We start from the raw sequence: 26,222 nt of genomic DNA on the forward strand, positions 1-26,222 counted from the left end.
ACGCAGAAAAGGCGCCGAAGCGCCTTTTCCAGGTTCAACCCTACCAAGACCGAAACGGGGCGCCCGTCAAGCGACCGGCGTCGTGGTCGAGTGATGATCGTCATCGTAGATGATCTTCACAGTCGACGTATAGTTTTGAAGCACCGCGACATAGTGCTATTTCCGTCTCCACCGTCAATGAAGTCTGTGGAACCGCCGCCATAAAGCATGTCGCCTCCGCCGATGCCATAAAGCGCATCATGATCGGAGCCGCCGTTTACCGTCTCGGGATTGCCGGAGCCGATCACCACATCGTCCCCTCCACCTGCATTCAAGGCGCCGTTCAGATTGCTGTTGATGAAGGTCAGATCGCCGCCCGAGCTAGATGCGTTGACCCAGGCCAAGCCGTTCTCATTTCCGTTGCCGTTGTTGGTGATGGAATAGGTCGTGCCCCCATCCTCGATCGCGCTGAAAGCAACATAGGTCGACTGCTGGCTGCGCTGGGAATCGGCGGCAGTCACCCGGAAGATGTAAAGGCCGACATCGCCGGCACTTGGATTGCCTGTGACAGCGCTGCGCTGTTGGAGAGCCAATCATCGAAGTTCGTGGAATGGACACTTTCCAAGCTGTGGCTGACCGACAGGCTCGCAACAAATTGATGCTGTTCGGCGAGCCGGTGTTGTCAGCGAACGCATATCGCCCGGTCAGGCTGGCCGCCTCGTTGACGGATAGCGGAGAAGCCTCCGCAAGGTTCGTGACCGTGATCGCGACCGCCTTTGTCGTATCGGCGATCCCATCGGTGGCGTGCACGATGATGTCGTAGACATTGTTGCCGGCGGCATCGGTCGGAGCCTCGAAATTCGGTGAAGTCTTGAAGGTCACCGCACCGGTTGGCGAAACATTGAACTTGTCTGCGTCGGCTCCCGTAACCACGCAGATATAGCTGATTATGCATCCACCCAAATGTTCAGGAAGGGTTAACCTTGCCGGGCGCTCTTCGGGTTTGAATGATAAAATTTGAATAAAATCAAGATATTAGCGGGACGGATTTTGACGCTCAAACGGAAGGGCAGCCCCGCTTCCAGGGCCGCCGCCGATCAATTTCCGTATCTCGATTCGCCATTTCCGGGAATTGCTGCGAGGTCAGCGGCCCGGCGCGACGAGACAGAAGAAAGCGCCCTGCGGGTCCGTCGCATTGATGATCCAGCTGCCGCCGGGCACTTCCATCGGACCGACGATTACCTTGCCGCCGCCCGCATTGACGCGTTCGATGGCGCTGTCGATCCCGGGCACATTGAAGTAATAGCCCCAATAGCACATCGGCACATTGGCGGGTTTGGTCATCATGCCGCCGATCTGTTTTCCATGTTCGGCGAAGATGCGGTAGGCGCCCATCTCGCCCATGTCGAAATCGTGGTCCTTGGTCCAGCCGAAGACCTTCGAGTAGAAAGTGAACGCTTCCTCCATATTACCGGCCATCAGTTCGTGCCAGCCGACGTGGCCGGGCGTATTCATTTCCGGCTCCCATCCGCTATCGCCCTCCATCGGCAAAGGAGTCATGATGCATAGGACGGCGCCGTGTGGATCAGCGACGACGGCGAAGCGGCCGATGGTCGGGATGTCTTGCGGGGGGCGGCGGATCTGGCCGCCGTTCGCCTCGAAATCCTTCGCGGTTTGGTCGACATCGTCGACACAGACATAGCCTGTCCAGTTCGGCGGAATGCCCTGCCCTTCCAGCTCGGCCGGAAAGGTCATCATGCCGGCGACGCCGCGACCTGACGCCTCGAAGATGGTGTAGGGAGAAGGAAGATCCTCCATCGGCATCTCTTTCGTCGTCCAGCCGACGACAGAGCTGTAGAAGCGGGCGGCAGCCTCGGTGTCCGCCGTCATCAGTTCGCACCAGATGAATTTTCCATGGGTATCGGAAGCCATGATCTTTTTCCTTTTCGTGCGTATATGGGATCGGGTTCGATTCTCGATCACGGCTTGCGCGTGTAATGCGCCTCCATAAACTGCTTCCAGCTGCCGTCCGGCTGCTTGGCTGCCGAGTTGAAGGTGCGGTGATCGTCATCGGTGAAGATAATCTGCTCACGGTAGTCCTGCTCGGCCCCTTGGTTCTGGAAATCAGGGCCACGGGTATAGAGGCTGAGCACCTTGCCGTCCGGCGATACATCACCCTCGTAGACCCACATGTAGTCCATCATCGAGCCGATCCAGCTGCCGACATATTTGCCCTTGGCCGCATTGTAGCCGAGGGTGAGCATGGTGGTGGCAGCCCCGCCGCCCGGCATTTCGCCATTGCCTTCGGCAACGAACCAGATGCCGTGCAGCGAGCGCACGATCTCGGTCCATTGCTGGTCGGCCGTCATTTCGGATGCCGTGACATCCCAGACGCCCACCAGCCTTTCGAGGAAGCGATGCTCCTCCAACGCTCTTGCGGTTTCCATCATCCTTCTCCCTTGGGGATGTTCGCAGATTTCAGTGACAGGATTGCGTCTTTTGAGCGCCCTCGTATTCGTCGTGGCGCTTGACGAAATCCATCGTGTCTTGCTCATTGCGGCCCTTCGGCGCTCGGTCGAGGATCATCAGCGTGCCGATCAGTTCCTCCGGCCCACGGGCATAGCTGGAGTAGGTGTGGAAGATTTCACCCTGCTCGTTCTTGTAAAAGGAGCTCAGCCCCGGCAGTTCGTCATGGGCCTCGGCGGGTTCGATCGCGGTGAAATTGTAGAAGACCTTATCCTTGGCGAGATCTTCCGGGCTGAAGGAAACGTGGTAGTCGAAATTGAAATCGCTGCCGAAGGACGAAACCCAGGGGAATTTCCAGCCCATGCGCTTCTTGTAGGCCTCGATCTTGGCGAGGGGCGCGCGCGAAACCGCGACCCAGGTGACATCGTGATGGTTGAGATGCGGCAGCGCGCCGTCCACGTGATCGGAAAGGAACGAGCAGCCCGGGCAACCGGCATCCCAATCCGGACCCAGCATGAAATGGTAGATCATCAGCTGGCTGCGGCCGTCGAAGAGATCGGATAGACTTCTCTTTCCCTGGGGCGTGTCGAAGACGTAGTCCTTGTCGACCTTGACCCAGGGCATGGCCAGGCGCTCGGCATTGATCCTATCTCTGAGATGCGTTGCTTCCTTCTCCTTCAGGAGCAGCGCCCGGCGGGCCTCGAGCCATTGTTCACGGGAAACGACTTGATTCTGCATCGCGAGCGCCCTCCTCCGGCGCCGCCGGCAAGACCGGCATTCGTCCTCATTCGCTTGACTAAATAGATTGATATCAATAGAAATAGAGCATGTCAAACGCGATTGAAATTCCCTTTTCGACGACGCTGCTGGTACGGGACACCTGCCTGTGCCTGCATGTTCAGCGGGCCGCTCGAGCACTCGCACGGCTTTTCGACGATGCGCTTCGTCCAGTGGGGCTCACCAACGGGCAGTTCTCGCTGATGATGTCCCTCAACCGGCCGGAGCCGCCGCCGATGGGGCCCGTGGCCAATCTTCTCGCCATGGACCAGACGACGCTGACGGCAGCGCTGAAACCGCTGCAACGTCGTGGCTGGGTAAATGTAACTCAAAATCCGAAAGACAAGCGGGGCCGGCTGCTCAGCCTGACCCCGGAGGGCAAGGCGGTACTCGCCGCAGCGCTGCCGATCTGGCGAAAGACGCATGCAGCGCTGGATGAGAAGCTGCCTGGTGGCGGCAGCGAGCGGCTGCGAAGCGAGCTGCAGGCGCTCGCCTGACCAACGGGCGACGCGCGGATCGTTGCCGAAATCGCTCCTGGAAAAGCCGATCGGCATCTTCGAAAATTCCACCCGGAGCGATGGGGTAGGCGACGTAACAAGCGAGCGTTTGAGTGAAAATCGAGGACAAGTTTGCCATGTCGCTCCCTCGTTCGGCCCCTTGGACCACCTTCTCCCCGCCGGGAAGAAGGTGGTTCTGCTTCAGGCCACCGTGACTGGAACTTCGGTCGAGGTGCGCATGGCGTGGCTGTAGGGGCAGACGATGTGGGCGGCGGCGGCAAGCTTTTCAGCCTCGGCCTTATCCAGGCCGGGAATGTTGACGGTGAGCGCCACGTCGATGCCGAAGCCCGTGCCGTCTTCGCGCGGGCCGATTCCCACCTTGGCGGAAACCGTTGTGTCTTCCGGAATCTTGACCTTCTGCTGGCCCGCGACAAATTTCAGGGCACCGAGGAAGCACGCGGAATAGCCGGCCGCAAAGAGCTGTTCGGGATTGGTGCCGGTGGCGCCATCGCCGCCGAGTTCCTTGGGAACAGTCAACGTCACGTCGAGAACGCCGTTTTCGGAAACGGCGCGGCCTGCGCGGCCACCGGTGGCGGAAGCTTGGGTCGTATAGAGGATAGGCATGTCAGTCTCCTTTGCGTTGGGGCTGGATTTCGTATATTGCACAATTAAATTGTACGCAAGTGAATTTCGCAAATTGCATTCGGAATCTGAAAAGAGGAGAATTGCCCCTCAAAGGAACAGGACCATGAAAGCGCAGATGGCAAAGACGATGGATATCCCGCAAGAGGAGAGGCGGCTGGAGAAACAGCTCTGTTTCGCGGTCTACGCGACGGCGCATGCCTTCACGCGCGCCTATAAGCCGATCCTCGACAAGGTCGGCCTCACCTATCCGCAATATCTGGTGATGCTCGTGCTCTGGGAAAAAGCCGAACTTCCGGTAAAGACGATCGGCGAGCAGCTCGACCTCGATTCGGGCACGCTCTCGCCGTTGCTCAAGCGGCTGGAGCAGACCGGGCTCATCAAGCGTACGCGGGATGCACGCGACGAGCGTCAGGTGATCGTTTCGCTGACGCCGAAGGGCCGGTCGATGAAGAGCGAGGCGGCAATGATCATGGCGGCCATCGGCCAGGCGGCCGGCTGCACGCTCGAGGAAATGGCGCAGATCCGCGGATCTTTACAAAAGTTGCGCGCGAACCTGAACGCAGCCGTGTGAGAAATCGCCCGCGCCTTTTACAAGCGCGGGCTTTCGCCGATTACTCGGCCGCCTGATAGGCTGCTGCGGCGCGCAACGGCGACGTCCTTGGACCGAGGGCAGCGAGAAGCACGACCGCGACGGCAAGCAGCGCCGTGAAGGCGACGCCTGCCACATAGGGATCAAAGCCGAAGGACGGCGCCGCGCCGAAGACGGCGGAGGCGGCAGCGAGCACGATGCCGCCGCCGATCTGGAAGGCGGCAAAGAGCATGCCGGAAGCCAGGCCGGATTTGTCTTCCTCGACATCAGCGAGTGCCGCGACCTGAACGGAGGGATAGGTCAGTGCGTAACCGAGGCCGAGCGGGACCTGCGACAGGACGACGAGCAGGACCGGATTGATGTCGCCGACAGCCGCCACCCAGAAGATGTAGCTTGCTGCCTGCAATGCCACGCCGACCGCCATGAGGCCTGTAGTGCCGCGATTTTGCGCGATCGCGGCAAAGCGTGGCGCCAGGAACATGACGAAGACGCCGCCTAAAGCGAAGCAGAAGCCGGTGCCGAAGGCCGACCAGCCGAGCTCGTTTTGATAGTAGAGCGTCGCGATGAACTGGAAGCCGACATAGACGCCTTGAAAGAGGGCGGCAACGGCATTGGCATGGCTGAGTCTTGCCCGGCCGAACATCGCAAGCGGCACCATCGGATCAGCATGCCGGGCCTCAACGGCAAGGAAGATCAGGATCAGGGCGGCCGCCGCGGTCAGTGCACCCCAGGTGGGAAAGGCGCTCCAGCCGTCGGCTGCGGCGTTGGTGATGCCAAAGACGAAGAGCAGCAGGCCGGGGGTGATGGTCAAGGCGCCTGCCCAGTCGAAACGCGGACGGTCAGCTCCCCGGCGCTCGTCTGCGGGCAGGACGAATGGCGCGATCGCCAGCGTGAGAATCGCCACAGGAGCGCCCATGACGAGCGTCGCCCGCCAGCTGAAAATCGTGGCCGCACCGCCGAGCACCATGCCAAGCACGAACCCGGCCGCGCCAGTGGAGGAGAAGATCCCAAGCGCCTTTGCGCGGGCGCTGCCCTCCCCGAAGACGGAAAGCAGTAGCGCCAAAGCGGCCGGTGCAGTAAAGGCCGCGGCGATGCCCTTGATCAGGCGGGCGGCAATCAGCGTCGGCCCGCTGTCGACGAAGCCGCCCGCGATACTCGCAGCCGCAAAGACGGCAAGCGACCAGAGAAAGACGCGGCGGTGACCGAAAACATCGGCAACGCGGCCGCCGAGCAGCAGGAAGCCGCCATAGCCGAGGACATAGGCGCTGACGGCCCATTGCAGCGAGGTTGCCTGCATGCCGAGTTCGATCTGGATGGCAGGAAGCGCAACGCCGATGGTCGAAACGTCCATGGCGTCCAGGAAATTGGCGGCGCAGAGCAATAGCAATGCCAGCCTCGCCCCAGTTCGAGATTTTGTGAAAGTCATCGAGATCGTTCCTTGTTGGTGCCGCGCAGTTGGAAGGAAGCGGCAGAGGAACGAGAAAATGATCATCTCCAATCCTATTGCAAATTGATAGTAACCATGCCAGGTATTACTGGAAATGATAAATGACGCGATCCTTCGGAAAATCGACCTGAACCTCCTGCTGGCCTTTTCGGTGCTGATGCAGGAACGCAATGTCAGCCGCGCGGCCGAGCGGCTACTGCTTGGCCAGCCGGGGCTTTCGGCAGCGCTGCGGCGGCTGCGAGAAGCGCTGGACGACGAATTGTTCGTCCGCGTAGGACGCAGCCTGCAGCCGACGCCGCGCGCGCTTGCCATCGCACCGGCAATCGAGGATGCGCTTTCCGGCATCGAGCGGGCCATCCGCCCGCCCGCCGCCTTTGACCCCGCCAGCTGGAAAGGCGAATTCCGCATCGGCCTGTGCGACAATCTCGAATCAGCCTTCTTCGGCCCGCTTGCGGCGCGCCTGCGGGAACTGGCGCCGGGCGCCCGGCTGGTCGGTGTGGCTTTCCACAAACGCGACGCCGCACGCCTGCTCGACGAGGGCGCCTATGATTTCAGCGTCTCGATCCACGACGAGCCCGCCTCCTGGCATGTCCGCCATCCGCTCTTCGACCAGTGTTCGATCTCGATCTTCGATCCGAAGCAGCTCAGGCTGAAGACCCCGCTGACCCTCGAGGACTTCACCAGGGCAGACCATGTCGGCGTCTCGTTCGAAGGCAGCAACGGCTCGACCAATGTCGATATCGCGCTTGCCCGATTGGGACATAGCAGGCAGGTGGTGGCCACGGTGCCCCGCTTTTCCGCCCTGCCGACGGCGCTGCGGGCCATGCCAGTGATCGCGACGATCCCGGAATCGATCGCCCGCTGCATGGCGCAATTGCATGGACTGACGGTTTCAGTGCCGCCGATCCCGCTGCCTGCCGAACCGGTCACGATGCTCTACCGCCGCGTCGACCGGGCGGACGGACGTTCCGTCTGGTTGCGCCGGCTCTTCATCGATGTTGCCAGCGCCGCACTTCAAGCATCCGGCTGCCGGATGGGCATTTCCAGCGCGGCCGCCTAGCGAAATATCCGCTTTCGCGCGCCTCTTCCCTTTGAATCATAATGGTTTTCCGGTGAATCACGAAATGTGTTTGGATTATTTACGAACGTGAGTTAAAACGTTTTCGCGACGTGATTTGGGCTGGACTATAACAATAGGAGGCACCGGCCGTTGAGGGCGCGATACGAATTGGGCAAAACCATCTCCGGGATTCTCTTCGCCGGACTGGCTGCAACAGGGTGCACGACGGCCGCCAAGGCGCCACCGCCGACTGCACGTCCTTCTTCCACCGCCAAACCAGCATCAGCCAAAGTGACTTATAATTACACGGCACGGGACCGCGATTGTCTGAAGCGCGCCATGTATTTCGAATCCGAACACGCCGATCGCGATGGCTATGTCGCGGTCGGAACAGTCGTGATGAACCGGCTCACCTCGCCCGCCTATCCCGACACGATTTGCGAGGTCGTAGCGCAGGAAAAGCAGTTCGCGCCCGGCGTCATGACCAGGGTCGTCGATCCGATGGCCGGACCGGAACTCGATTCTGCCGTGGACGGGATCTTGCGCGGGGAACGGCATCCCGGCGTGCAGAACGCCATGTTCTTCCACACCGACGGCCTGAAATTCCCCTATCGCAACATGCACTATGTCGTCGAAGCCGGCGGCAACGTCTTTTATGAAAAGCGCGGCAGGGACGGAACACTGCAAACGCCGGCACCGCTGCCGGCCTATGAAGTCGCAATGAACTACGTTTCCGACCCGCGGCTGTCAGGCCCGGTCCAGTTCGCAGGTGTGCAGCCGTTCGCGACCTCCGCGCAAATCGAAGTGTTGCTGCCGGAGAAGGGGCCAATCCCGAGGGCCATGCCCGACCTGGCCTCGATACCGGACGCCACCACGACTTCCGCCATTCCGGCCGTTCCACCGGCATCGACGGCTCCAGGCACGGTCATGCCGCCGGAAGGTTCACCAATCGCACTGCCGACACCCCGCCCCTCCTACAACAGTGCAGGACTGGCTGCCGGCCATCTGCCGGCGGGCGGCTGAGACCGGTCAAAAGACTTCCTTCCGGAGCGGAAGGAAGTCATGTCCATTCATCACTGCCAGACGACGATCGGCGTCTTGTTCGGTACGCGGTCGTAAAGATCGATGATATCCTGGTTGAGCAGGCGCACGCAGCCGGACGAGACAGCCTTGCCGATCGAGCGCCATTCGGGATTGCCGTGCAGGCGGTAGAGCGTATCTTCGCCATTCGAGAAGATATAGAGCGCGCGGGCGCCGAGCGGGTTCAGGAGGCCAGGCTCCATGCCGCCGCGTTCGATCGAGTATTTTGCAAGTTCCGGCTGCCGGGCAACCATCTCATTCGGCGGCTTCCAGCGCGGCCACTTCTGCTTCCATTGAATGACGCCGTTGCCGGACCAGGCAAAGCCTTCGCGTCCGATGCCGACGCCGTAGCGCATGGCTGTCCCGCCCGGCTGGACGAGATAGAGGAAGCGCGACGGCGTATCGACGACGATCGTGCCTGGACGCTCGCCTGTCGGATCGATGACCTGCTGGCGATAGTAGCGCGGATCGATCTGCTGGTAAGGGACGGCGGGGATCAGGAAGCCTCCGTCCTCGATGGGGCCGTAAATCACGTCAAGCTCGGCATCCGTAGGAGCGGGCGTCGTCTCGAAAGGGCGTGGGAAACGGAAACCGACGGGTTGTACGCTCGGTGCCGAAGTGGAAGCGCAGCCGGCGAGCGCGGAGGCCGCCGTCAAAGCCGAAAAGGAGAGAAAGTTGCGGCGGGAGAGAGATTTTTCGAGACTCATGCGCGGGACGGATTTCCTTCTGTCGCGGGGAGAGCCGGGATGCGGCACCCACCCCGGTTGGTTCATTCAATGCCAGGTGACGACTCGGAAATCTATCTGCCGCCGCCAAATAAACCATACCCTCACGAAGTCGTGTCCCCGTGCGGGCAGACGATATCGTTGGCCCTGTTGCGCCGCTACATCACAACGATCTCGGCCTTGGATGGAACGCGCTCGTAGAGGTCGACGACGTCCTGGTTGAGCATGCGCACGCAGCCCGACGAGGTCGCCTTGCCGATCGATTGCCAATCCGGCGTGCCGTGCACGCGATAGAGCGTATCCTTGCCATCGTTGAAGATGTACATGGCGCGGGCGCCGAGCGGGTTTCCGAGACCCGGATTCATACCGCCGTTTTCGGCCGAGAAGGGGCGGATATCCGGTTGGCGCGAGACCATCTCGGCAGGCGGCGTCCAGCGCGGCCATTTCTGCTTCCACTGGATGACGCCGCGGCCCGACCAGGCAAAGCCCTCGCGGCCGATGCCGACGCCATAGCGGATCGCCTTGCCGTTCGGCTCGACGAGATAGAGGTGGCGCGCGCGCGTATCGACGATGACGGTGCCGGGCTTTTCCTGCGTCGGGTAGTCGACCTCCTGCCGGAGATGCTCGGGACTGAGGCGGCTCACCGGAATGGCCGGCAAAAGGAAATCGCCATCGCGAAGCTCGCCGTAAAGGGCAGCGTTCACCGGACTGGTGACCGGCAGGCCGTAGGTCTGGTTGAATTGCGTCGAGTAGAGATCGCGCACCTGCGGCACCGGCGGATTGGAAATCGCCCTCACCTTGCGCGGGTCAACACCCGGCGGCTCATAGAAAACCGGCGAAGTCTCCTGCACGAAGCGGGCCGGATCGGTCGCAGCCGTATCCGGAACAAGGATGTTGCAGCCGCCGAGACCCAGAGCCGCCACGGCAAGGCCGGCAAAGACAAACACCCGGCGCGAAGAATCCATAAACCCACCCTTCATCCATTGTCAGCAGAGCGATATCTGGCGGAAGAATGGCATTTGCGGCTGGCGTGAAGCTGGCGTCAGCACCAAAGACTGCAAGGCTTCGCGCGACTCTACATCAGACGAGCACAACGCCGTGGCCGTAGACGGTCGCCAATTCACGCACAAGCTGCGCTTCATGTTCGGTGAGCTTGCGAACATCGACAAAGCGCCAGTTGCGCTCATAAAGGGCGAAGGCTTCCTTTGCGGAAATGGCGCATAGAGGATCGCGATCCATCAGGAGCGATTTCAGCTCCGGGAAGTCGTTCGGAATGATCTCGTCTGTCATTTGCGCCATCATCCGTCCAATATAGACCGTCGCGGCGAAAATTGAAGACGCGTTCAAGCGGCCACACTGCGGAAAAAGCGGATGCTTTGATCGATCTCGGCCGGCAGCGCGGAGGTGTGGTTGCCGGCCACCCTGTCGGTTTCGATGCGGATACCGGCCGCACGGGCGCGGGCAGCGAGCAGGACGGTACGGTCGTTGAATTGATCCTCTTGCGTGCCGTGCACGAGGTGGACGGGGCACTTGAAGCTTTGTGCGTAGCAAAGTGCCGAGCGAACCTCGAATTCGTGCTTGTTGCCGTCGTCGAAGCGGATGTCCTGCGGGTAGCGATTGAAGAATCGGAAGGCGTCCGGATTGCCGGAAATCGGGGCGGCGGCGCGGAAACGGTGCGTGCTCATGGCGGCAAGCATGGTCAGCGTGCCGCCGATGCTGTGGCCTGCCACAAACAGCCGGTTCGCATCGACACCCGGCAGATGCGCCAGTCGCTCGGCGGCCGCAAGAACATCGTCCACCTCGTCGTAGAAGCCGGAAAAATTGCCCATCTGGCCATTTTCACCGCGCACAGACGGCATCAGCACGACGAAACCGGCCTCGCAATAGGGTTTCAGGAGCTGCCACTGGCCAACGCCCATGGCATTGCCGCCGTGAAGGAAAAGCACACCGGGCCTTGCATGGTGCCCGCGCTTGTATTTGCTGACCCAGGCCGCCAGTTCGAGCTCGCCGCCGGCGCCTGAGCGGTAGAATATCTGTTCGCCATCCGGCGGCGCGCCCAATGCCTCGTACTTGTCCGGCGCAGGACCCTTCTGCAGCAGCTTCGTGCGGAAACGGCGGCGGACCTTGGCATAGTCGTGGGTGATCAGGCACGGCTGATCCGGAACATTGAAGGCAGAGGCGGCGCGGGGAAGCATGAGGGCACCCGCCATACCGGCGATGATCGCGCGGCGTTGGCGGAAAAAGGCATTTTCGATCGTCGTCAAAGGACATGACACAGCACCCGATAGCCCCCGGGCACCCAAATATCTGCACCAGAACCGCATTCGGGCCAATACACATTGCGTTGAAATCGGCCCCTGCGTCATTGTCGCGCAGGCGGGCCAGTACCACGGCTTTCGTCGATCATCGCGACCAGCGTTTCAAGGCGGTCTGCCTCGTAGGAAGGCTTGTCCGGCCGCAGCCTCGAGATGCGCGGAAAGCGCATCGCCACACCGGACTTGTGCCGCGTCGAGCGGTTGATGCCTTCGAAGGCGACCTCGACGACGAAGCCGAACTCCCGATCTGCGCGCACGGCCCGAACCGGACCGAAACGCTCGACGGTGTTGTTGCGGACGAATTTATCGAGCAGTTCCAGCTCCTGATCGGTGAAGCCGAAATAGGCCTTGCCGACTGGCACCAGCTGTTCGCCGTCCGGCGTCTCGGTCCAGACACCGAAGGTGAAGTCGGAATAGTAGCTCGAGCGCTTGCCATGGCCACGCTGGGCATACATCAAGACGGCGTCGACGTTGTAAGGATTGCGCTTCCACTTGAACCACGGGCCCTTCATGCGGCCCGCCTGATAGATGCTGTCCCGGCGTTTGATCATCACGCCCTCGATCACCGGATCGGGCGGCGAAGTCCGCAGCTTGTCCAATTCATCCCATGTCGAAAAGGCGACGAGCGGCGAAAGGTCGAACCGATCGTGCGGCGCCTGCTCGATAATCTCCGAGAGCCGGTCGCGCCGGTCGATGAAGCTGTTGCCGCGCACATCCTCTTGGCCGTCGAACAGCAAGTCGTAGGCCCGGATGAAGGCCGGGTATTCGTCGAGCATCTTCGCCGTCACCGTCTTGCGGTTCAAGCGCTGCTGAAGGTCGGAAAAGGTTCTCGTCGGGCTGTTCGAGCGTGCGGTCCCGCCGACGAGCAGTTCGCCGTCGAGTACGCCGTTGAAGCTGATGGAGTCCACAATATCCGGGAAGGCACCGGAGATGTCGTCGCCGGAGCGCGAATAGATCTTGCGCGTTTCGCCGGAGCGCGAAAGCTGGACACGGATACCGTCCCACTTCCATTCCGCCGCATAATCGGCCGGGTCGAGGCCGCTGAGATCGTTGTCCTCCACCGGATGGGCGAGCATGACGGAATGGAAGATCGCGGGCGTTGCGAGCACCGGCTTGCCGCCCCTGCCCTCCAGCCATTCGAAGAGCGATTCATAGGGCGGCTCCAGACCGTGCCATAGCGTTTCGATCTCGATTATGTCCTTGCCGCCGAGATCGGCCAGTGCCTGTTTGGCAAGCCGCGCCGAGACGCCGATGCGCATGGCGCCGGTGGCGAGCTTGATGAAGGCGAAGCGGCCAGACGGATCCAGCCGGTTGAGCGTATCGCGGACGAAACTGCGGACTTCGGTGCGGCCGAGCGAATTCATGCGGGTGAGGACCTCGCCGAGGCGCGGCTGGACAAAGGCGGAGCGATCGACGTCCTTTTCGTTGTCCCAGACGAGTGAGATCGTTTCGGCAAGGTCTCCGACATAGTCGTAGGAGTAGCGGAACAACACCTCGTCCATCCGCTCAAGCGTCAGATCGCGCAGCATGGCAGGCTTGACGTTGCGCACTTCGAGCGTCCCGGCGATCGCTGCAAGCCCGTAACCGCGGTCCGGGTCGGGTGTGTCGCGGAAATAGTCGGTCAGGAGCTTCAGCTTGCCCTTGCGGCTGGGCGTCAGGACAAGACGGTCGAGGAGATCGGCAAAGGGTTTCATGCGACCGCTCCAACCGGTGGAAAAGCCATTTCTTCTGAAGGTCCCTTCCCAACCGCTCCCCGCACGCACGAGGGTCTCACACGCCGTGCCCACCGCGTCCATCTCGCATCGACGCAGCATGAAGCAACGCTGTATTGGGGCGAAAGGGAGCCGGTCCCACACATCTGCGTCAATCTCCCTCGTCCTCATAGCCTACCAGATGCAGCGGCCTCGCCTTGATGCCGTGCAGCTCGCACCAGCGGACCAGCGCTTCCTCGCGGCCGTGGGTGACCCAGACTTCGGCGGGGCTGAGTTCGCTAATCGTGTCGGTAAGTTCCGGCCAGTCGCAATGGTCGGAGATGACGAGCGGCAGTTCGACACCCTGCTGCTTGGCGCGCTGGCGCACCATCATCCAGCCGGATGCGAAGGCGGGAAGCGGCTCGTTGAAGCGGCGCGCCCAGCGATCGGCGAAGGCCGAGGACGGACCGACGACAACGGCGCCCCTGAAGGCGGATTTGTCGCGGCCTTCAACGGTCGCCGGCCGCAGGTCGCCGAGGTCGATGCCCTGCCCGGCATAATATTCGCAAAGCCGCTCCATGGCACCGTGGATATAGATCGGCTCGTCGAAACCGGCATCGCGCAGCAGACGGATGACGCGCTGGGCCTTGCCGAGCGCATAGGCGCCGATCAGATGCGTGCGCTCCGGAAACTGCCGGAGCGAGCCAAGCACCTTGCCGATCTCCTCCATCGGATCGGGATGATGGAACACCGGCAGCCCGAAGGTCGCTTCGGTGATGAAGACGTCGCACGGCACCGGCACATAGGCCGCACAGGTCGGGTCCGCACGGCGCTTGTAGTCGCCGGAAACGACGATGCGGGTGCCGTTCTTCTCAATCGCGATCTGAGCAGAGCCGAGGACGTGGCCTGCCGGATAAAAGCTTACCTTGACGCCGTTCAAATCCAGCTTTTCGCCGTATTCGACGGCCTGCTCGCTGGCACAGAACCCCTCACCGCAGCGCAGGCGCATGATGTCAAGCGTCTGGCGCGTCGCAAGAACATGCCGGTGGCCAGGGCGGGCATGATCGGAATGGCCATGCGTAACGAGCGCCTGCTCCACCGGCCGCACCGGATCGACATAGAATCCGCCCTGCGGGCAATATAGCCCTCCAGGAGCCGGAAAAAGAAGAGCATCGGGTCGCATCATCAGCGAGAAGATAGCGGGAAATGGGCCGAGAGCCAGTAGCTTCCTGCAATTCCGTCTGCCTGCTGCCTGCTGCCGCAGATCGACCCATAGCTCGCCTTAGCGATTGGCCAGATTCGTTTGGAGGCAACCGATTTGAGACGGAAAATTCGTTATAGCATTATGGCAATCGCCGTCTTCGCCGCAGCCGTATATCTGAACAATACCAGTCTTTTGGCATCGCACCGGCAAGGCATGCCCGTGCTTTTGGCACATCGCGGGATCGCCCAGCGTTTCGACGAGCGGGATTTGACGAACGACACTTGCACGGCAGCGCGCATGCTGCCGCCGAAGCACGACTATCTGGAAAACACCATTCGCTCGATTCGCGCGGGCTTCGATGCGGGTGCGGATATCGTCGAGGTCGATGTCCATCCGACGACGGATGGGCAGTTCGCGATCTTCCACGACTGGACGCTCGACTGCCGCACGAACGGGCACGGCCTCACCCGCGCGCACTCGATGGCGCAAATGAAGGCGCTCGATATCGGCTATGGCTACACGGCCGACGGCGGCAAGACCTTTCCTTTCCGAGGGACCGGCATTGGCCAGATGCCGACGCTTGACGAGGTGCTTCAGACGTTTCCGGACAGGCGGCTGCTGATCAATGTCAAAAGCCGGGATCCCTCCGAAGGCGAGAAACTGGCTGCCGTCCTCAACGCTCTTTCTGCCGCGCGCCTTGAACTGATCATGGTCTATGGCGGCAACGAGCCCGTCCAAACCATTCAGCGCCTGGCGCCAGACGTCAAGACGGCATCGCGCGCGAGCCTCAAAGCCTGCCTGCTCGGATATATCGGCTACGGCTGGACGGGCATCCTGCCGCAAGCCTGCAAGAACACGATGGTTCTTGTTCCGGTCAATATCGCCCCGTGGCTCTGGGGCTGGCCGGACCGTTTCCTCAACCGCATGGAGGCTGGAAACAGCGTGGTCTTTGCGCTCGGCCCCTATCGCGGCGGCGATTTTTCGACGGGGATCGATACGCCCGAACTGCTGGCAAAGCTGCCCGTCGACTATTCCGGTGGCATCTGGACGAACGAAATCGAGGCGATCGGCAAGCTCAGCGGAAATTAGGCTCCCCAAGATACTTCGCGGCAAGGATTCTGTGTCAGAACGGATATATGTCTGGCACGGATGATGAACGGCGAAAGGGTCCTTGATGTATCTGCGGCGCAATATGCTCGGCCTTGCCGGTGCAGCTTTGGTCCTGCCGATGGCCGGTCTTGCCTTCGCTAGCTCAAAACGGTCCGCATCCGGCTGGGCGCTGGATGCATCGGGCGCGGCAAACAGCAACCTGCAGGCTCTGATCGACGAGGCGGCACGCAACGACATGCCGCTTTATCTTCCGGCCGGGACCTATGAAGCTTCAAACCTCGTGCTTCCGGACAATGCCCGCATTTTCGGCGTTTCGGGTGCATCGCGCATTCTTCATCGAGGCAGCGTCAATTCAGCGAAAGGCGCCCGGCGGATCGAGCTTTCCGGTATCGTCATCGAGGGTAGCGGCGGGATGAGCGGCGAGGTCAACAGCGGCCTGTTACAGTTGACCGGCATTGCCAACGTGCAGATCGACAACTGCGAAATCAGGCAATCCGGCAAGCATGGACTGCGCCTTGAGCGCTGCGGCGGCCGGATCGAACGCAGCCGTATTTCGGGGGCGGCGCAGGCCGGCATCTTCGCAGTCGATTCCACCGGCATTGCGATCACCGGAAATACGGTTGCCGATTGCGGCAACGGCGGCATTCTCGTGCACCGCTGGGAAAAGGGCGAGGATGGCACCGCCGTTACCGGCAACCGCGTAAGACGCATCAGGGCCAATGACGGCGGTACGGGGCAGAACGGCAACGGCATCAATGTCTTTCGCGCCGGCGGCGTGATGGTGGCAGATAACCAGATCGCCGATTGCGCGTTTAGCGCCGTGCGAGCCAATTCCGGCGACAACGTCCAGATCACCGGCAATCAATGCCTGCGCTCCGGCGAGACGGCGATCTATGCCGAATTCGATTTTCAAGGTGCCGTCTTGTCCGGCAATCTCGTCGATGGTGCTGCAAACGGCATATCGATCGCCAATTTCAACGAAGGCGGAAGGCTGGCCACCATCATCGGCAACATCGTGCGGAACCTGAGGCGCGACGGCCCCTACGAACCCGAGGTCGGCTTCGGCATCGGAATTGCCGCCGAAGCCGACACGACCATCTCGGGCAATGTCGTCGAAGACGCCCCGCTCTTTGCGATGCAGCTCGGCTGGGGGCCTTATCTGCGCAATCTCGTTGTTACCGGAAATGTCTTGCGCAAGGCCCCCGTCGGCTGTGCGGTTTCGGTGGCACAAGGCTCAGGCACGGCGGTGATCACCGACAACGTCTTCCAGGAAATCACCGAGGGGGCAGTCTTGGGCTTCGAATGGGAGAAAAAGGTCTCCGGCGACCTTACGCAAGCAGGCAGCGAACAATACCCGCATCTGACCATCGAGCGGAACCGCAGCAGCTGAGACACATCAAAAGCTTTCATTGATCCATCAGGACCAGACGCTTTCGCTTCGCACGGCCGCGCTCTACTTTGCGCGCAACGTTCAAGGGGGACAAAAGCATGCTGACAATCTACGGCGTTTACCGTTCGCGCGCCGCGCGCGTCTACTGGACGGCCGAGGAACTCAACATCGCCTTCACCTCGGTTCCGGTGATCCAGGCGAAGCGGCTTGACAATCCGCTGGCGCCAGATGCACCGATCAATACGCTCTCGCCCGAGTTCATCGCCATCAATCCGATGGCGCAGATTCCTTCGATCAAGGACGACGAGCTGGTGATGCACGAGTCGCTGGCGATCAATCTCTATCTTGTGCGCAAGCACGGCGGGCCGATTTCCGGCAAAACCGTCGAGGAAGACGGTTTGCTGACGATGTGGACCGTCTGGGCGCTGGCAGAACTCGAGCCGCATACGGTAAGGATCGTCGTGACCTATGACAACGAGCACGAAAACACCGAGGCCGGAAAGGCAGCAATCGACGTCGCCTGCCGCTCGATGAAGCGTCCGCTCGCCGTGCTGGAAAAACACCTCACCAACAAGCAATGGATCGTCGGCGACCGCTTCACCGTTGCCGATCTCAACGTTGCGGAAGTGCTGCGCTATGGCCAAACGGAACAGGCGCTGTTCGACGCTCATCCGAAGGTCAGCGCCTGGCTGAAGCGCTGCCAATCCCGCCCCGCCTATCTCGCCATGCAGGCGACACGCTCGAAAGAGCCGGTCTGACCCAAAGCCGTTATCGTCCTGCCGATTGGCTGGATTTCCAGTCGAGCCCGATGTCCAGCGTCGGGGCGCTGTGCGTCAGCCAGCCGACCGAGATCAGATCGACGCCGGAAGCGGCAATCGCACCTGCGGTCTGCGGCGTCACCCGCCCGGAAGCTTCGGTGATCGCGCGTCCGGCGACGATTTTGACTGCCCGGCGAAGCTGGTCCGGGGTCATGTTGTCGAGCAGGACGGCATCGACGCCGGTCTCCATCGCTTCGCGCAACTGATCGAGCGTATCGACCTCCACTTCGATCTTCACCATATGGCCGGCACCGGCCTTGGCCCGGCAAATGGCTTCGGCGACGCCGCCGGCAATGGCGACATGATTGTCCTTGATCAGCACGGCATCGCAAAGCGCAAAGCGATGGTTGACGCCGCCGCCGGCGCGCACGGCATATTTCTCCAGCGCGCGCAGTCCCGGCGTCGTCTTGCGGGTGCAGGCGACCGAGGCGTTCGTACCGGCGATCGCGGCCACGATCCCGGCCGTCACCGTGGCGATGCCCGAAAGATGGCCAAGAAAGTTCAGCGCCGTCCGCTCTCCCGTCAAAATGGCGCGAGAGGGACCTTCGACCGTGACGATGACGTCTCCGGGCTTCACCGCCGCGCCGTCCGCGACATGAAAGGTCATGATGATCGCGGGATCGACAAGCTCAAACGCCAGCGCAGCGGCGCAAAGCCCGGCGATCACCCCAGGCTGGCGGGCCACCATGACGACCTTGGAGCGGTGATCCTGCGGAACGACGGCCGCCGAGGTGATGTCGCCAGCAAGGCCGAGATCTTCCAGCAGCGCATTGCGCACGAGCGGCTCGATCAGCAGCCGCGGCAGGCCAACAAGCGTCATGTCAAGCACTCCTTTCAAGTGGGTCGGATGCGACGGCGCGCGCAAAATTCAAAACCTGAGATAAGTTCATCCTTTGGCGCCTGGCATGTACGTGCTTCAGCGGAAAATCGGTTCGGGCGTGGGCGCCGCGCGATTCCGTCCGCAGCGCCGCAAAGACGGCAATCAACAGCCCGACGGTGGCCGGATCCGTTGCCGGCCCCTCCTTCTCGACGAAGGGAAGGAGCGCGCCGATCGCGCCGTGGATCGACCTGCCATTGCGCAGCACGCTAAGATGCGCAGAGACAATCGGCCGGACAGGCGATGCGTCGGGTTGCAGCGGCAGCGGTTCGATCACTGTGGGCCGCAGGCATGCGGTCGTGCCGGCGATATCCCGGGCAGAGCGCATGCCCATGACTGCGGCTTCGAGCAGCGAATTGCTGGCAAGGCGGTTGGCGCCGTGCAGGCCAGTCGAAGCCGCTTCGCCGGCGACCCAGAGGCCGGGGACGCAACTGCGGCCGTTCTTGTCTGTGGCGACACCGCCCATGTGGTAATGCACGGCCGGTTCAACCGGGATCAGATGCCGCGCCGGATCGACCCCGGCCCCGCGGCACAAGGTATCGATCACCGGAAAGCGGCTTGAAAAGCGAGCGCCGAGGGCCTCGCGGGCATCGAGATAGACCTTGCCGCCGCGGGCGATCTCGGCGCTGATTGCGCGCGCCACCACGTCGCGCGGTGCAAGTTCCCGAGCAGGCTGATCCGCCATGAAGCGCTCGCCGCGCTCGTTGATCAGAAACGCGCCCTCGCCGCGCACCGCTTCGCTGACGAGCGCCAGCGGCCGCCGCTTCGAACGCAGTGCGGTCGGGTGGAATTGCACGAATTCCATATCCGCAAGCTCGGCACCTGCCCTTGCAGCAAGGACAATGCCCTGGCCGAAATTGATGACCGGATTGGTCGTCGCCTCGTAAAGGCCGCCGAGGCCGCCGGTTGCCAGGAGGACATGCGGCGTCGGCACGATGAAGGCCCTTCCGCCGGACGCGCAAAGGACGCCGCCGATCGCACCGTCTGCGAGCGCCAGACGCCGGACCTCGAAATTGGCAAGCACGGTGATCGACGGCGTGGCCGAGACGGCTTGTACCAGAGCGCGAATGATGGCGGCACCGGTGCCGTCACCTTTGGCATGGACAATGCGCGGGCGGGAATGGGCGGCCTCCAGCCCGAGCGCAAGCCGACCTTCGCCGCTCCTGTCGAAGCAGACGCCCAGTTTCTCCAGCAACCCGATCATCGCTGGCGCTTCGCGCAGGATATCTGCGGCGATCTCACGATCACAAAGGCCGTCACCGGCAGCAAGCGTGTCGGCAAGGTGGAGGTTTGCGCTGTCATCCGCGCCGATGCTTGCGGCAATGCCGCCCTGGGCCCAGGCGCTCGAGGTCCCGGCACCCAGGGCGGCTTGCGTGACCAGGACGACCGGCTTCGGCGCCAGTGTGAGCGCAGCCATCAGCCCGGCAATGCCACTGCCGACAATGACCGGGCGGCCGGCAAGATCGGTGAGGATTTCGGTCATATCGCCAGCATCCTTTCGACGGCACGCCGCGCCGCGTCCGCAATGGCGGGCTCGACGGTGACTTCGTGGCGGTTTTCCTGAAGCGCCGTGCGAATGTTCGAAAGCGTGATCCGCTTCATGTGTGGGCACAGATTGCAGGGCCGGATGAATTCTACATCCGGATGGTGCACGGCGACGTTGTCGCTCATCGAACATTCGGTGAGCAGCACGACGCGGGCCGGTCGCTTCTTGCCGACATAGTCCGACATGATGGCGGTGGAGCCGGCGAAATCCGCTTCGGCGACCACATCGGGCGGACATTCCGGATGGGCGAGCACGGTGACGCCCGGATAGTTTTCCCGAAGCTTACGGACGTCATCGGCGTTGAAGAGCTCATGCACCTCGCAGTGGCCATGCCAGGCGATGATCTCGACATCGGTGTCCTTTGCGACGTTGCGGGCAAGATATTCGTCCGGGATCATCAGCACGCGCGGCACACCAAGCGATTCGACCACCTCCTTGGCATTGCCCGAGGTGCAGCAGATATCCGAAGCGGCTTTCACCGCCGCCGAGGTATTGACATAGGTGATGACCGGCACGCCGGGATGGGCCTGGCGCAAAAGCGCGACATCCTTTGGCGTGATCGAATCGGCCAGCGAGCAACCGGCGCCCATATCGGGAATGAGCACCGTCTTTCCAGGATTAAGCAGCTTGGCTGTTTCGGCCATGAAGTGGACGCCGGCAAGCACGATCACCTCGGCATCCACCTCGATCGCCCTGCGCGCCAGCGCCAGGCTGTCGCCGACGATATCGGCAACGCCGTGGAAGATCTCCGGCGTCTGGTAATTGTGGGCGAGGATGACGGCGTTGCGGCGGCGCTTCAGATCGAGGATCGCCTCGACATCGTCCTGGAAGGTCAGCCATTCCGCCTTGGGAATGACGCGGCTAACGCGATCATAGAGAGAGGACGCGGACACGGGAGGATTCACGGCGAGCTCCTTTATACTCGAAATGAGTATTTCGTGGATGAGCTGATTATTCTCAATTTGAGTTTATGTCAAGCGCGGGAGAGCGGAAGTTTCGAGCCGGACAGCGCCCGCTCTTCGACAACGGCATGCCGATAGCGGAAGAGCTTCGCGGGCCGGCCGCCGGTTTCGCTGGTCGTTTCGCCGGTTTCCTCGATCAGCTGCTGCTGATCGATCAGCCGGCGGAAATTCGGTTTATGAAGAGTAAGGCCCGACAGTGCTTCGACGCTGCGCTGAAGCTGCAGCAGCGTGAAGCTCTCCGCCATGAGCTCGAAGACGACCGGACGATACTTGATCTTCGCCCGAAGCCTGGCTATTCCCGTCGCAAGGATCCGCCGGTGATCGGCAAACATCCGCCGGCCCGGGTTTTCCGCCACGGTTGCGCCGGCCTCTGCCACCAGACCCGCCTCGTACAGCAGCTCGTAGCGTTGCAGGGCGAGATCTTCGTTCCACGCGGCGCCATCCAGGCCAAAGGTAAAGGCGATCCGGCGCTTGCGGTTCTGCTGGCGAGCCGCATCCGTCGTTTCCCAGCGCCGCAGCCCGTCGACAAGCGCGTCGAAGACCGGCGGCTTGCCTTTGCGGTGATCCTCCCATGGAAAATATTCATACCAGCTGTGCCAGCCCGGCGCCGGGTGCTCCCGCACCAGCCCCAGATAGCTGATCGAGATCGTCCGTCCACCGAGGATCTCATTCTGCCGGTCGCGGTCGGCGAAGGTATAAAGCTGCTCAAGATAGCCCACCGGATGCGCCGTCTGCTCCTGAATCCACTCCCGCAGCCCGCTCTGCAGCGTGCGGTGCCCCATCTCGAAGGATCCGGATGGCAACGCTTCGCCGCTCCTGACCGTCATGACGCGCGGGTCGTCGTCGGTTACGGCGGCAAGGACGGCGATCAGTTCTGCGTGTGCAACGCCGATGGGCACTGTGAAGGATCACTCCTCTGCAAATGGGGTTCTCACCAACAGCTTTGCCACACGAGCTATACAAAGCCAATGCAGCGTGAAGCACAGCGCACTGCCAGCCACGCCGTCAAGCAAACAGCTTCACCGTTCCGGCCATCTCCTCGCGGATCCAGGCCTTGAAGTCGCGCACCTTCTTCGGCTCGCGCGCGCCTTCGGCGGTCACGAAATAGTGGCCGAAGCCGGTTTTGGCACGGATGGTGAAGGGGACGGCGAGCTGGCCGGCCTGCAGCGAATAGTCTGCCAGCGTCTGCCAGGCGAGCATGACGCCCTGCCCGGCGATGGCCGCATCGAGACAGAGCGATGCGTCGTTGAAGACGTGGCGCGTCGCCGGCGCCGAACCCGACAGGCCCGCCTCCTGCATCCAGACCTCCCAGCCGAACATGGCGCGGCCATCGATGACGGCCGGCAGCTTCCGGATATCTGCAGGCTCCTTCAGATCGCGCGCCATCTGCGGTGCGCAGACCGGGAATACTTCCTGCTCCACAATCAGTTCGGCCTTGACACCCGGCCACTGCCCGGCACCGACGCGGATGCCGATATCGACGTCGGATGTCGAAAGATTGACCAGGCAAGTCGTTGCATCGATGCGCAGCTTGATATCCGGAAAACGCGCGGCGAAACGATCGAGCCGCCACACCAACCAGCGGGCAGCGAAGACGGGTGCTACGGAGATCGTCAGCGTGGCGTCGTCCCGGCGCTGCGCAATCGAGACGGCCTGCGACATGCGGTTGAAGCCCTCCGTCAGGGCTGCAAGCACCGGCGCGCCCGCTTGCGTCACCACCATGCCTTTCGACGTGCGCTCGAATATCAGCTGATCGAGCTGCGCTTCAGTCTTGATGACCTGCTGGCTGACGGCACCGATCGAGACCCCGAGTTCCTCCGCAGCAAGCTGCAGCGAACCGAGACGCCCGACCGCCTCCAGCGCGCGCAGCCCATTCAAATGCACCGAGTTGAGATTGCGCATATATATTTTCTATAGCGGGTCGTTGATAATCTCAATTGAAAAGGTTTCTCGTGGCTCCGATATTGAGGCGCAGCACCTGAAACGGCGAGGAATTTCGCCGTACACTGTGCATTATTGAGCCAGAGAAAGCGAGGCATGCAATGTCATTGCTGAAGTTTTTCTTGAATAGGTCATCCGAGGCGGCATCTCCTCAGGGCGATGATCCGCTGTCGCATCCGCAGATCGCCACAATGTCGCTGCGGCAAATGGCCGATCTGCCTTCAAACTATGCAGCGCCGAAGCCAACGCGATACGAGACGCGGCCGCTTACGAAATGTGCCTGATTGCAGCCTGGATCTTTCGCGCAGACAACGGCAATGGACCGGATGCCACCAGCCCTCCCATCTCCTGTGCCGACGAGATGAGGAGGGCACAGGGGCGCCCTCAGCCCTTTTCGATCGTCAGCGCCCGCTGCACTGCAGGGCGGTCCATCATGCGGGCGTAGTGGGCGCTCGCCTTGGCAAATCGCATCGGATCGACGCCATCGCCGCGCAGCCAGCCGGTCATCGTGAAAAGGTATGGATCGGCGACTGAATACTGCTCGCCCATGACCCACGGGCCGGCGAGCATCGTCTCCTCGATGAGTTCGAAGCTTTCCGTCATGGTCTGGGGAACCTTGGCCTGCATGGCTTCGTGCGCGGCGGGATCGTCTGCCCAGCGGGAACCGCGGCGCTTGTGTGCATGGTTCACGTGCACGCTCGAGCAGAGGTAGCTGTTGAAGGACTGCAGGCGGGCGAACTCGAACGGGTCGTCGAGCGGCGCGAGCCTGGCTGCCGGGACGGTCTGCGCGATATAGGCGAGGATCGCCGGCGTTTCGGTGACTACGCCGCGATCGGTGACGAGGGCGGGGACGCGGCCCTTCGGGTTGATCTTCAGATATTCCGGCGAACGCTGCTCGTTGTCCTTGAAGCTGATCATCCTTGCTTCATAGGCAAGGCCGGATTCCTCCAGCGCGATGAGACTTGCCAGCGCACAGGTGCTTGGCGCGAAATAAAATGTCAGCATGGTCGAGACTCCCTTTCGGCAGGTTTATATAGCGTAGCCGTCGCGCCGTGCCCATGGGCGAATTCGGGGCCGTTGCCGGCCCCGGCCAATCATGCGGCCCTCGCGCAGCCTGGCACATCTTCCAGCTTGTACCAGACCGGAATGCCGCGCTCGCGCGCGATGCGGACGTCGTTGTCAGCTCCCTTGGAGTTCCCCGGCAGCCGCAGCACGCCCTGGCAAAGCTCCAAAAGCCGGTGGGCGACGGGGTGGAAGATCTCCTCGTAGAGATCATCGCCGGTCGACTTGCCGCCGGCTGCATTCCAGACCGGCAAGGCCACCCATTCGCCGATCATCGGCACATGGCCCGCCCTGAAGAGCGCGTAGGAAGGTTCCTCCAGCCGCTTCAGGTTGGCCGCCATCTTTCCCGGATCATCGCCGGTTCCGGACCTGTATGGCCCTGCAATCAAAATCAACATCGTCAACTCCATCACTCCCGGCCTCATGCACGGGATCTCACGATAATGGGCAAATATGCTTGCATGTCGAGTCATTTCAGGCATTATCGTGAAGTTTCGTAAATTTTCGTGTGGACAAATGCTGACCACCCAACGCAAATCACTGATACTCGACATCCTGCGTCGTGACGGCCAGGTCATTGCCAAGCGCGTCGCCCAAGATTTGGCGCTGTCGGAAGATACGATCCGGCGCGACCTTCGGGAGATGGCGGCCGACGGGCTCTTGAAACGGGTGCATGGCGGCGCGATGCCGATTGCACCCGACCTGCCGGATTTCTCGGCGCGGAGGAGCGTGTCGTCCGATGCCAAGCAGCGGCTCGGCGCCAGGGCGGTGCAAATGGTCAAAGCGGGGCAGATGATCTTTCTCGACGGCGGGACGACGACGGCGCAGATCGCCCGGTGTCTGCCACGCGACATCGCCTTTACCATCGCAACGCACAGCCCGACGATCGCAGCGGAACTGGAACATCACCCGACCGCCGACATCATTCTCACAGGCGGGCGGCTCTACAAGCACTCGATGGTGGCAACCGGCGCTGCGGCCATGGCCGCGATTTCGCAGCTTCGGCCCGATATCTTCTTTCTCGGCGTCACCGCGGCCCATCCCGTGCACGGGCTGTCGACGGGCGACTACGAGGAGGCGGCGATCAAGCGCCATATCGCTCGTTGCGCGGCCGAAACATATGTCCTGCTGACCGAGGAGAAATTCGATCGCGTTTCGCCTTGCCCTGTCCTCGCCATTTCAGACGTTGCGGGACTGATCGTTTCGGCCGGAGTGCCAAAAGAGCGGCTTGCGCCCTATCGGGCGCTCAATGCCGCGATCTTCGAAGCATGAAGGGCGCAGCGAGCCGAGCGATGTCCTGCGGCAGCAGACTTGCCGAAAGTGCCGCCACGAAGACGGCCAGCATAGCATAGGCCGGCATCATGCTGCCGGTTCCGAGATCGCAGATCGCCGCCAAATGCGGCTGGAATGCCGCGATCGTTAAGGCGATCCACGGCATGCCGAACATGCGGGCCGCAAACGCACCGAAGCCTGGCGTTTCCGCGATTGCCGCAAGCACGCCGTAGCCTGCGGCAATCCAGATGGCGGCCCGCAGCCAGGCCCGTTGGCCAAAGGGAGTTATCCTCCCCTCTTCGAAGGCGATGAAGAGATAACCGCAGAACACCGTGACGAAGAGGAACGCCACCGGCAGGCTTTCGACCACCATTTCCGGCCGTAACTGGCCCGTCCAGCCACCCGCGAGAATCCCCGGAAAGGCCGCCGACGTCGAAAACCAGACAAGCGCGACAGGCGCCCAAAGCCAGTGGACCGACAGGTAGCGCAAACGGGCGAATGTGCAGAACACCATGATGGCCCCCGCAAGCCCAATACCCGAAGGCTTCATCGTGCCGGACATGGCAAGCACGATTGGCCCGCACGAACCGGCAATCTCGGCGCAGCCGGACATGGCGATGATCGCCCAGGTCACGTAATCGAAGCACATGGAAAAGAACAGGAAGATCGCGACGGCGATCAGCATCCACCAGAGATAGCGGCCTGCAAACATGTCCTGCCCTCGTGGCACGGGTTGAACGCCGCACCATAGTAGGACAATTGCGCCGCC

28 protein-coding genes are annotated in these 26,222 nt (G+C 62.0%); 8 read left to right on the plus strand and 20 right to left on the minus strand.

Annotated features, from left to right (window positions below; all coding sequences use genetic code 11):
• Window positions 1-116 precede the first annotated feature (116 nt).
• From EV130_RS08150 to EV130_RS08165, 4 genes are all read right to left on the minus strand, one after another.
• Window positions 117-572: a hypothetical protein gene (locus EV130_RS08150; RefSeq protein ID WP_132659947.1), complete on the minus strand. Its 456-nt coding sequence runs from the start codon at window positions 570-572 to the stop codon at window positions 117-119.
• Window positions 573-1,122: 550 nt separating this feature from the next.
• Window positions 1,123-1,911 carry a VOC family protein gene (locus EV130_RS08155; RefSeq protein WP_074060540.1) on the minus strand — a complete coding sequence of 263 codons (789 nt, stop codon included), beginning with the start codon at window positions 1,909-1,911 and terminating at the stop codon, window positions 1,123-1,125.
• A 47-nt stretch (window positions 1,912-1,958) separates the two neighbouring features.
• Window positions 1,959-2,426: a DUF1579 domain-containing protein gene (locus tag EV130_RS08160; RefSeq protein WP_081377032.1), complete on the minus strand. Its 468-nt coding sequence runs from the start codon at window positions 2,424-2,426 to the stop codon at window positions 1,959-1,961.
• Window positions 2,427-2,457: 31 nt separating this feature from the next.
• Window positions 2,458-3,183 carry a DUF899 domain-containing protein gene (locus EV130_RS08165; protein ID WP_074060538.1) on the minus strand — a complete coding sequence of 242 codons (726 nt, stop codon included), beginning with the start codon at window positions 3,181-3,183 and terminating at the stop codon, window positions 2,458-2,460.
• Between the two features lie 89 nt (window positions 3,184-3,272).
• Between EV130_RS08165 and EV130_RS08170 the strand changes: the two genes are divergently transcribed.
• Complete coding sequence (locus EV130_RS08170) at window positions 3,273-3,719, plus strand: MarR family winged helix-turn-helix transcriptional regulator (RefSeq protein ID WP_074060537.1); 447 nt, start codon at window positions 3,273-3,275, stop codon at window positions 3,717-3,719.
• A 201-nt stretch (window positions 3,720-3,920) separates the two neighbouring features.
• Here EV130_RS08170 and EV130_RS08175 read toward each other — a convergent pair whose 3' ends face one another.
• On the minus strand, window positions 3,921-4,343 hold the full coding sequence (locus tag EV130_RS08175; protein WP_074060536.1) for an organic hydroperoxide resistance protein: 423 nt from the start codon (window positions 4,341-4,343) through the stop codon (window positions 3,921-3,923).
• A gap of 124 nt (window positions 4,344-4,467) precedes the next feature.
• Between EV130_RS08175 and EV130_RS08180 the strand changes: the two genes are divergently transcribed.
• Entirely contained in the window at window positions 4,468-4,935 is a 468-nt protein-coding gene (locus EV130_RS08180) for a MarR family winged helix-turn-helix transcriptional regulator (protein WP_074060535.1), read from the plus strand.
• Between the two features lie 40 nt (window positions 4,936-4,975).
• Here EV130_RS08180 and EV130_RS08185 read toward each other — a convergent pair whose 3' ends face one another.
• Window positions 4,976-6,379 (minus strand): MFS transporter, encoded by a 1,404-nt coding sequence (locus tag EV130_RS08185; protein ID WP_132659949.1) that lies wholly within the window; start codon window positions 6,377-6,379, stop codon window positions 4,976-4,978.
• 115 nt (window positions 6,380-6,494) lie between these two features.
• Between EV130_RS08185 and EV130_RS08190 the strand changes: the two genes are divergently transcribed.
• Both EV130_RS08190 and EV130_RS08195 read left to right on the plus strand, forming a co-directional pair.
• A complete protein-coding gene (locus tag EV130_RS08190) occupies window positions 6,495-7,460 on the plus strand; it encodes a LysR family transcriptional regulator (RefSeq protein ID WP_132552767.1) in 966 nt (321 codons plus the stop codon).
• 150 nt (window positions 7,461-7,610) lie between these two features.
• On the plus strand, window positions 7,611-8,483 hold the full coding sequence (locus EV130_RS08195) for a cell wall hydrolase (protein WP_074060533.1): 873 nt from the start codon (window positions 7,611-7,613) through the stop codon (window positions 8,481-8,483).
• A 50-nt stretch (window positions 8,484-8,533) separates the two neighbouring features.
• Here EV130_RS08195 and EV130_RS08200 read toward each other — a convergent pair whose 3' ends face one another.
• The 6 genes from EV130_RS08200 to EV130_RS08225 form a co-directional block, all read right to left on the minus strand.
• The gene (locus EV130_RS08200) at window positions 8,534-9,247 is read right to left on the minus strand and encodes a L,D-transpeptidase (RefSeq protein WP_039844261.1); all 714 of its coding nucleotides are present in this window, start codon (window positions 9,245-9,247) and stop codon (window positions 8,534-8,536) included.
• A gap of 176 nt (window positions 9,248-9,423) precedes the next feature.
• Complete coding sequence (locus EV130_RS08205) at window positions 9,424-10,230, minus strand: L,D-transpeptidase (RefSeq protein ID WP_132659951.1); 807 nt, start codon at window positions 10,228-10,230, stop codon at window positions 9,424-9,426.
• 115 nt (window positions 10,231-10,345) lie between these two features.
• Window positions 10,346-10,555, minus strand: coding sequence for a hypothetical protein (locus tag EV130_RS08210; protein WP_245520038.1), 210 nt, complete (start codon window positions 10,553-10,555; stop codon window positions 10,346-10,348).
• Window positions 10,556-10,608: 53 nt separating this feature from the next.
• Window positions 10,609-11,475, minus strand: a complete 867-nt coding sequence (locus EV130_RS08215) for an alpha/beta hydrolase family protein (protein WP_425375566.1) — start codon at window positions 11,473-11,475, stop codon at window positions 10,609-10,611.
• Window positions 11,476-11,627: 152 nt separating this feature from the next.
• A complete protein-coding gene (locus EV130_RS08220; RefSeq protein WP_074060530.1) occupies window positions 11,628-13,274 on the minus strand; it encodes a cisplatin damage response ATP-dependent DNA ligase in 1,647 nt (548 codons plus the stop codon).
• Window positions 13,275-13,443: 169 nt separating this feature from the next.
• Window positions 13,444-14,454, minus strand: coding sequence for a ligase-associated DNA damage response exonuclease (locus EV130_RS08225; RefSeq protein ID WP_132660206.1), 1,011 nt, complete (start codon window positions 14,452-14,454; stop codon window positions 13,444-13,446).
• A gap of 162 nt (window positions 14,455-14,616) precedes the next feature.
• Here EV130_RS08225 and EV130_RS08230 point away from each other — a divergent pair, with 162 nt between their 5' ends.
• The 3 genes from EV130_RS08230 (at window position 14,617) to EV130_RS08240 (ending at window position 17,733) form a co-directional block, all read left to right on the plus strand.
• Window positions 14,617-15,564, plus strand: a complete 948-nt coding sequence (locus tag EV130_RS08230) for a glycerophosphodiester phosphodiesterase family protein (RefSeq protein WP_420493380.1) — start codon at window positions 14,617-14,619, stop codon at window positions 15,562-15,564.
• Window positions 15,565-15,649: 85 nt separating this feature from the next.
• Complete coding sequence (locus EV130_RS08235) at window positions 15,650-16,975, plus strand: TIGR03808 family TAT-translocated repetitive protein (RefSeq protein WP_132552800.1); 1,326 nt, start codon at window positions 15,650-15,652, stop codon at window positions 16,973-16,975.
• Window positions 16,976-17,073: 98 nt separating this feature from the next.
• Complete coding sequence (locus tag EV130_RS08240) at window positions 17,074-17,733, plus strand: glutathione S-transferase family protein (protein ID WP_132659955.1); 660 nt, start codon at window positions 17,074-17,076, stop codon at window positions 17,731-17,733.
• A gap of 10 nt (window positions 17,734-17,743) precedes the next feature.
• On the opposite strand, the gene nadC is transcribed toward EV130_RS08240, so the two are convergent.
• From nadC to EV130_RS08280, 7 genes are all read right to left on the minus strand, one after another.
• Window positions 17,744-18,613, minus strand: coding sequence for a carboxylating nicotinate-nucleotide diphosphorylase (gene nadC, locus EV130_RS08245; RefSeq protein ID WP_132659957.1), 870 nt, complete (start codon window positions 18,611-18,613; stop codon window positions 17,744-17,746).
• 1 nt (window position 18,614) lies between these two features.
• Complete coding sequence (locus EV130_RS08250; protein ID WP_074060526.1) at window positions 18,615-20,153, minus strand: L-aspartate oxidase; 1,539 nt, start codon at window positions 20,151-20,153, stop codon at window positions 18,615-18,617.
• Entirely contained in the window at window positions 20,150-21,121 is a 972-nt protein-coding gene (gene nadA, locus EV130_RS08255; protein WP_074060525.1) for a quinolinate synthase NadA, read from the minus strand. The genes EV130_RS08250 and nadA overlap by 4 nt, the downstream gene beginning before the upstream one ends.
• A gap of 68 nt (window positions 21,122-21,189) precedes the next feature.
• The gene (locus EV130_RS08260) at window positions 21,190-22,077 is read right to left on the minus strand and encodes an NUDIX hydrolase (protein ID WP_074060524.1); all 888 of its coding nucleotides are present in this window, start codon (window positions 22,075-22,077) and stop codon (window positions 21,190-21,192) included.
• A gap of 106 nt (window positions 22,078-22,183) precedes the next feature.
• The gene (locus tag EV130_RS08265; protein WP_074060523.1) at window positions 22,184-23,080 is read right to left on the minus strand and encodes a LysR substrate-binding domain-containing protein; all 897 of its coding nucleotides are present in this window, start codon (window positions 23,078-23,080) and stop codon (window positions 22,184-22,186) included.
• Between the two features lie 423 nt (window positions 23,081-23,503).
• Window positions 23,504-24,124, minus strand: coding sequence for a glutathione S-transferase family protein (locus tag EV130_RS08275; RefSeq protein WP_132659959.1), 621 nt, complete (start codon window positions 24,122-24,124; stop codon window positions 23,504-23,506).
• An 89-nt stretch (window positions 24,125-24,213) separates the two neighbouring features.
• Window positions 24,214-24,579, minus strand: a complete 366-nt coding sequence (locus tag EV130_RS08280; RefSeq protein ID WP_074063083.1) for a DUF4406 domain-containing protein — start codon at window positions 24,577-24,579, stop codon at window positions 24,214-24,216.
• 118 nt (window positions 24,580-24,697) lie between these two features.
• Between EV130_RS08280 and EV130_RS08285 the strand changes: the two genes are divergently transcribed.
• Window positions 24,698-25,453, plus strand: coding sequence for a DeoR/GlpR family DNA-binding transcription regulator (locus EV130_RS08285; RefSeq protein ID WP_132659961.1), 756 nt, complete (start codon window positions 24,698-24,700; stop codon window positions 25,451-25,453).
• On the opposite strand, the gene EV130_RS08290 is transcribed toward EV130_RS08285, so the two are convergent.
• Window positions 25,428-26,165 (minus strand): hypothetical protein, encoded by a 738-nt coding sequence (locus EV130_RS08290; protein ID WP_132659963.1) that lies wholly within the window; start codon window positions 26,163-26,165, stop codon window positions 25,428-25,430. The two genes, EV130_RS08285 and EV130_RS08290, sit on opposite strands and share 26 nt — an antisense overlap.
• Window positions 26,166-26,222: the final 57 nt, after the last annotated feature.

The sequence above is a fragment of the Rhizobium azibense genome, assembly GCF_004342325.1.
In the GTDB taxonomy this organism is placed as follows: Bacteria; Pseudomonadota; Alphaproteobacteria; order Rhizobiales; family Rhizobiaceae; genus Rhizobium; species Rhizobium etli_B.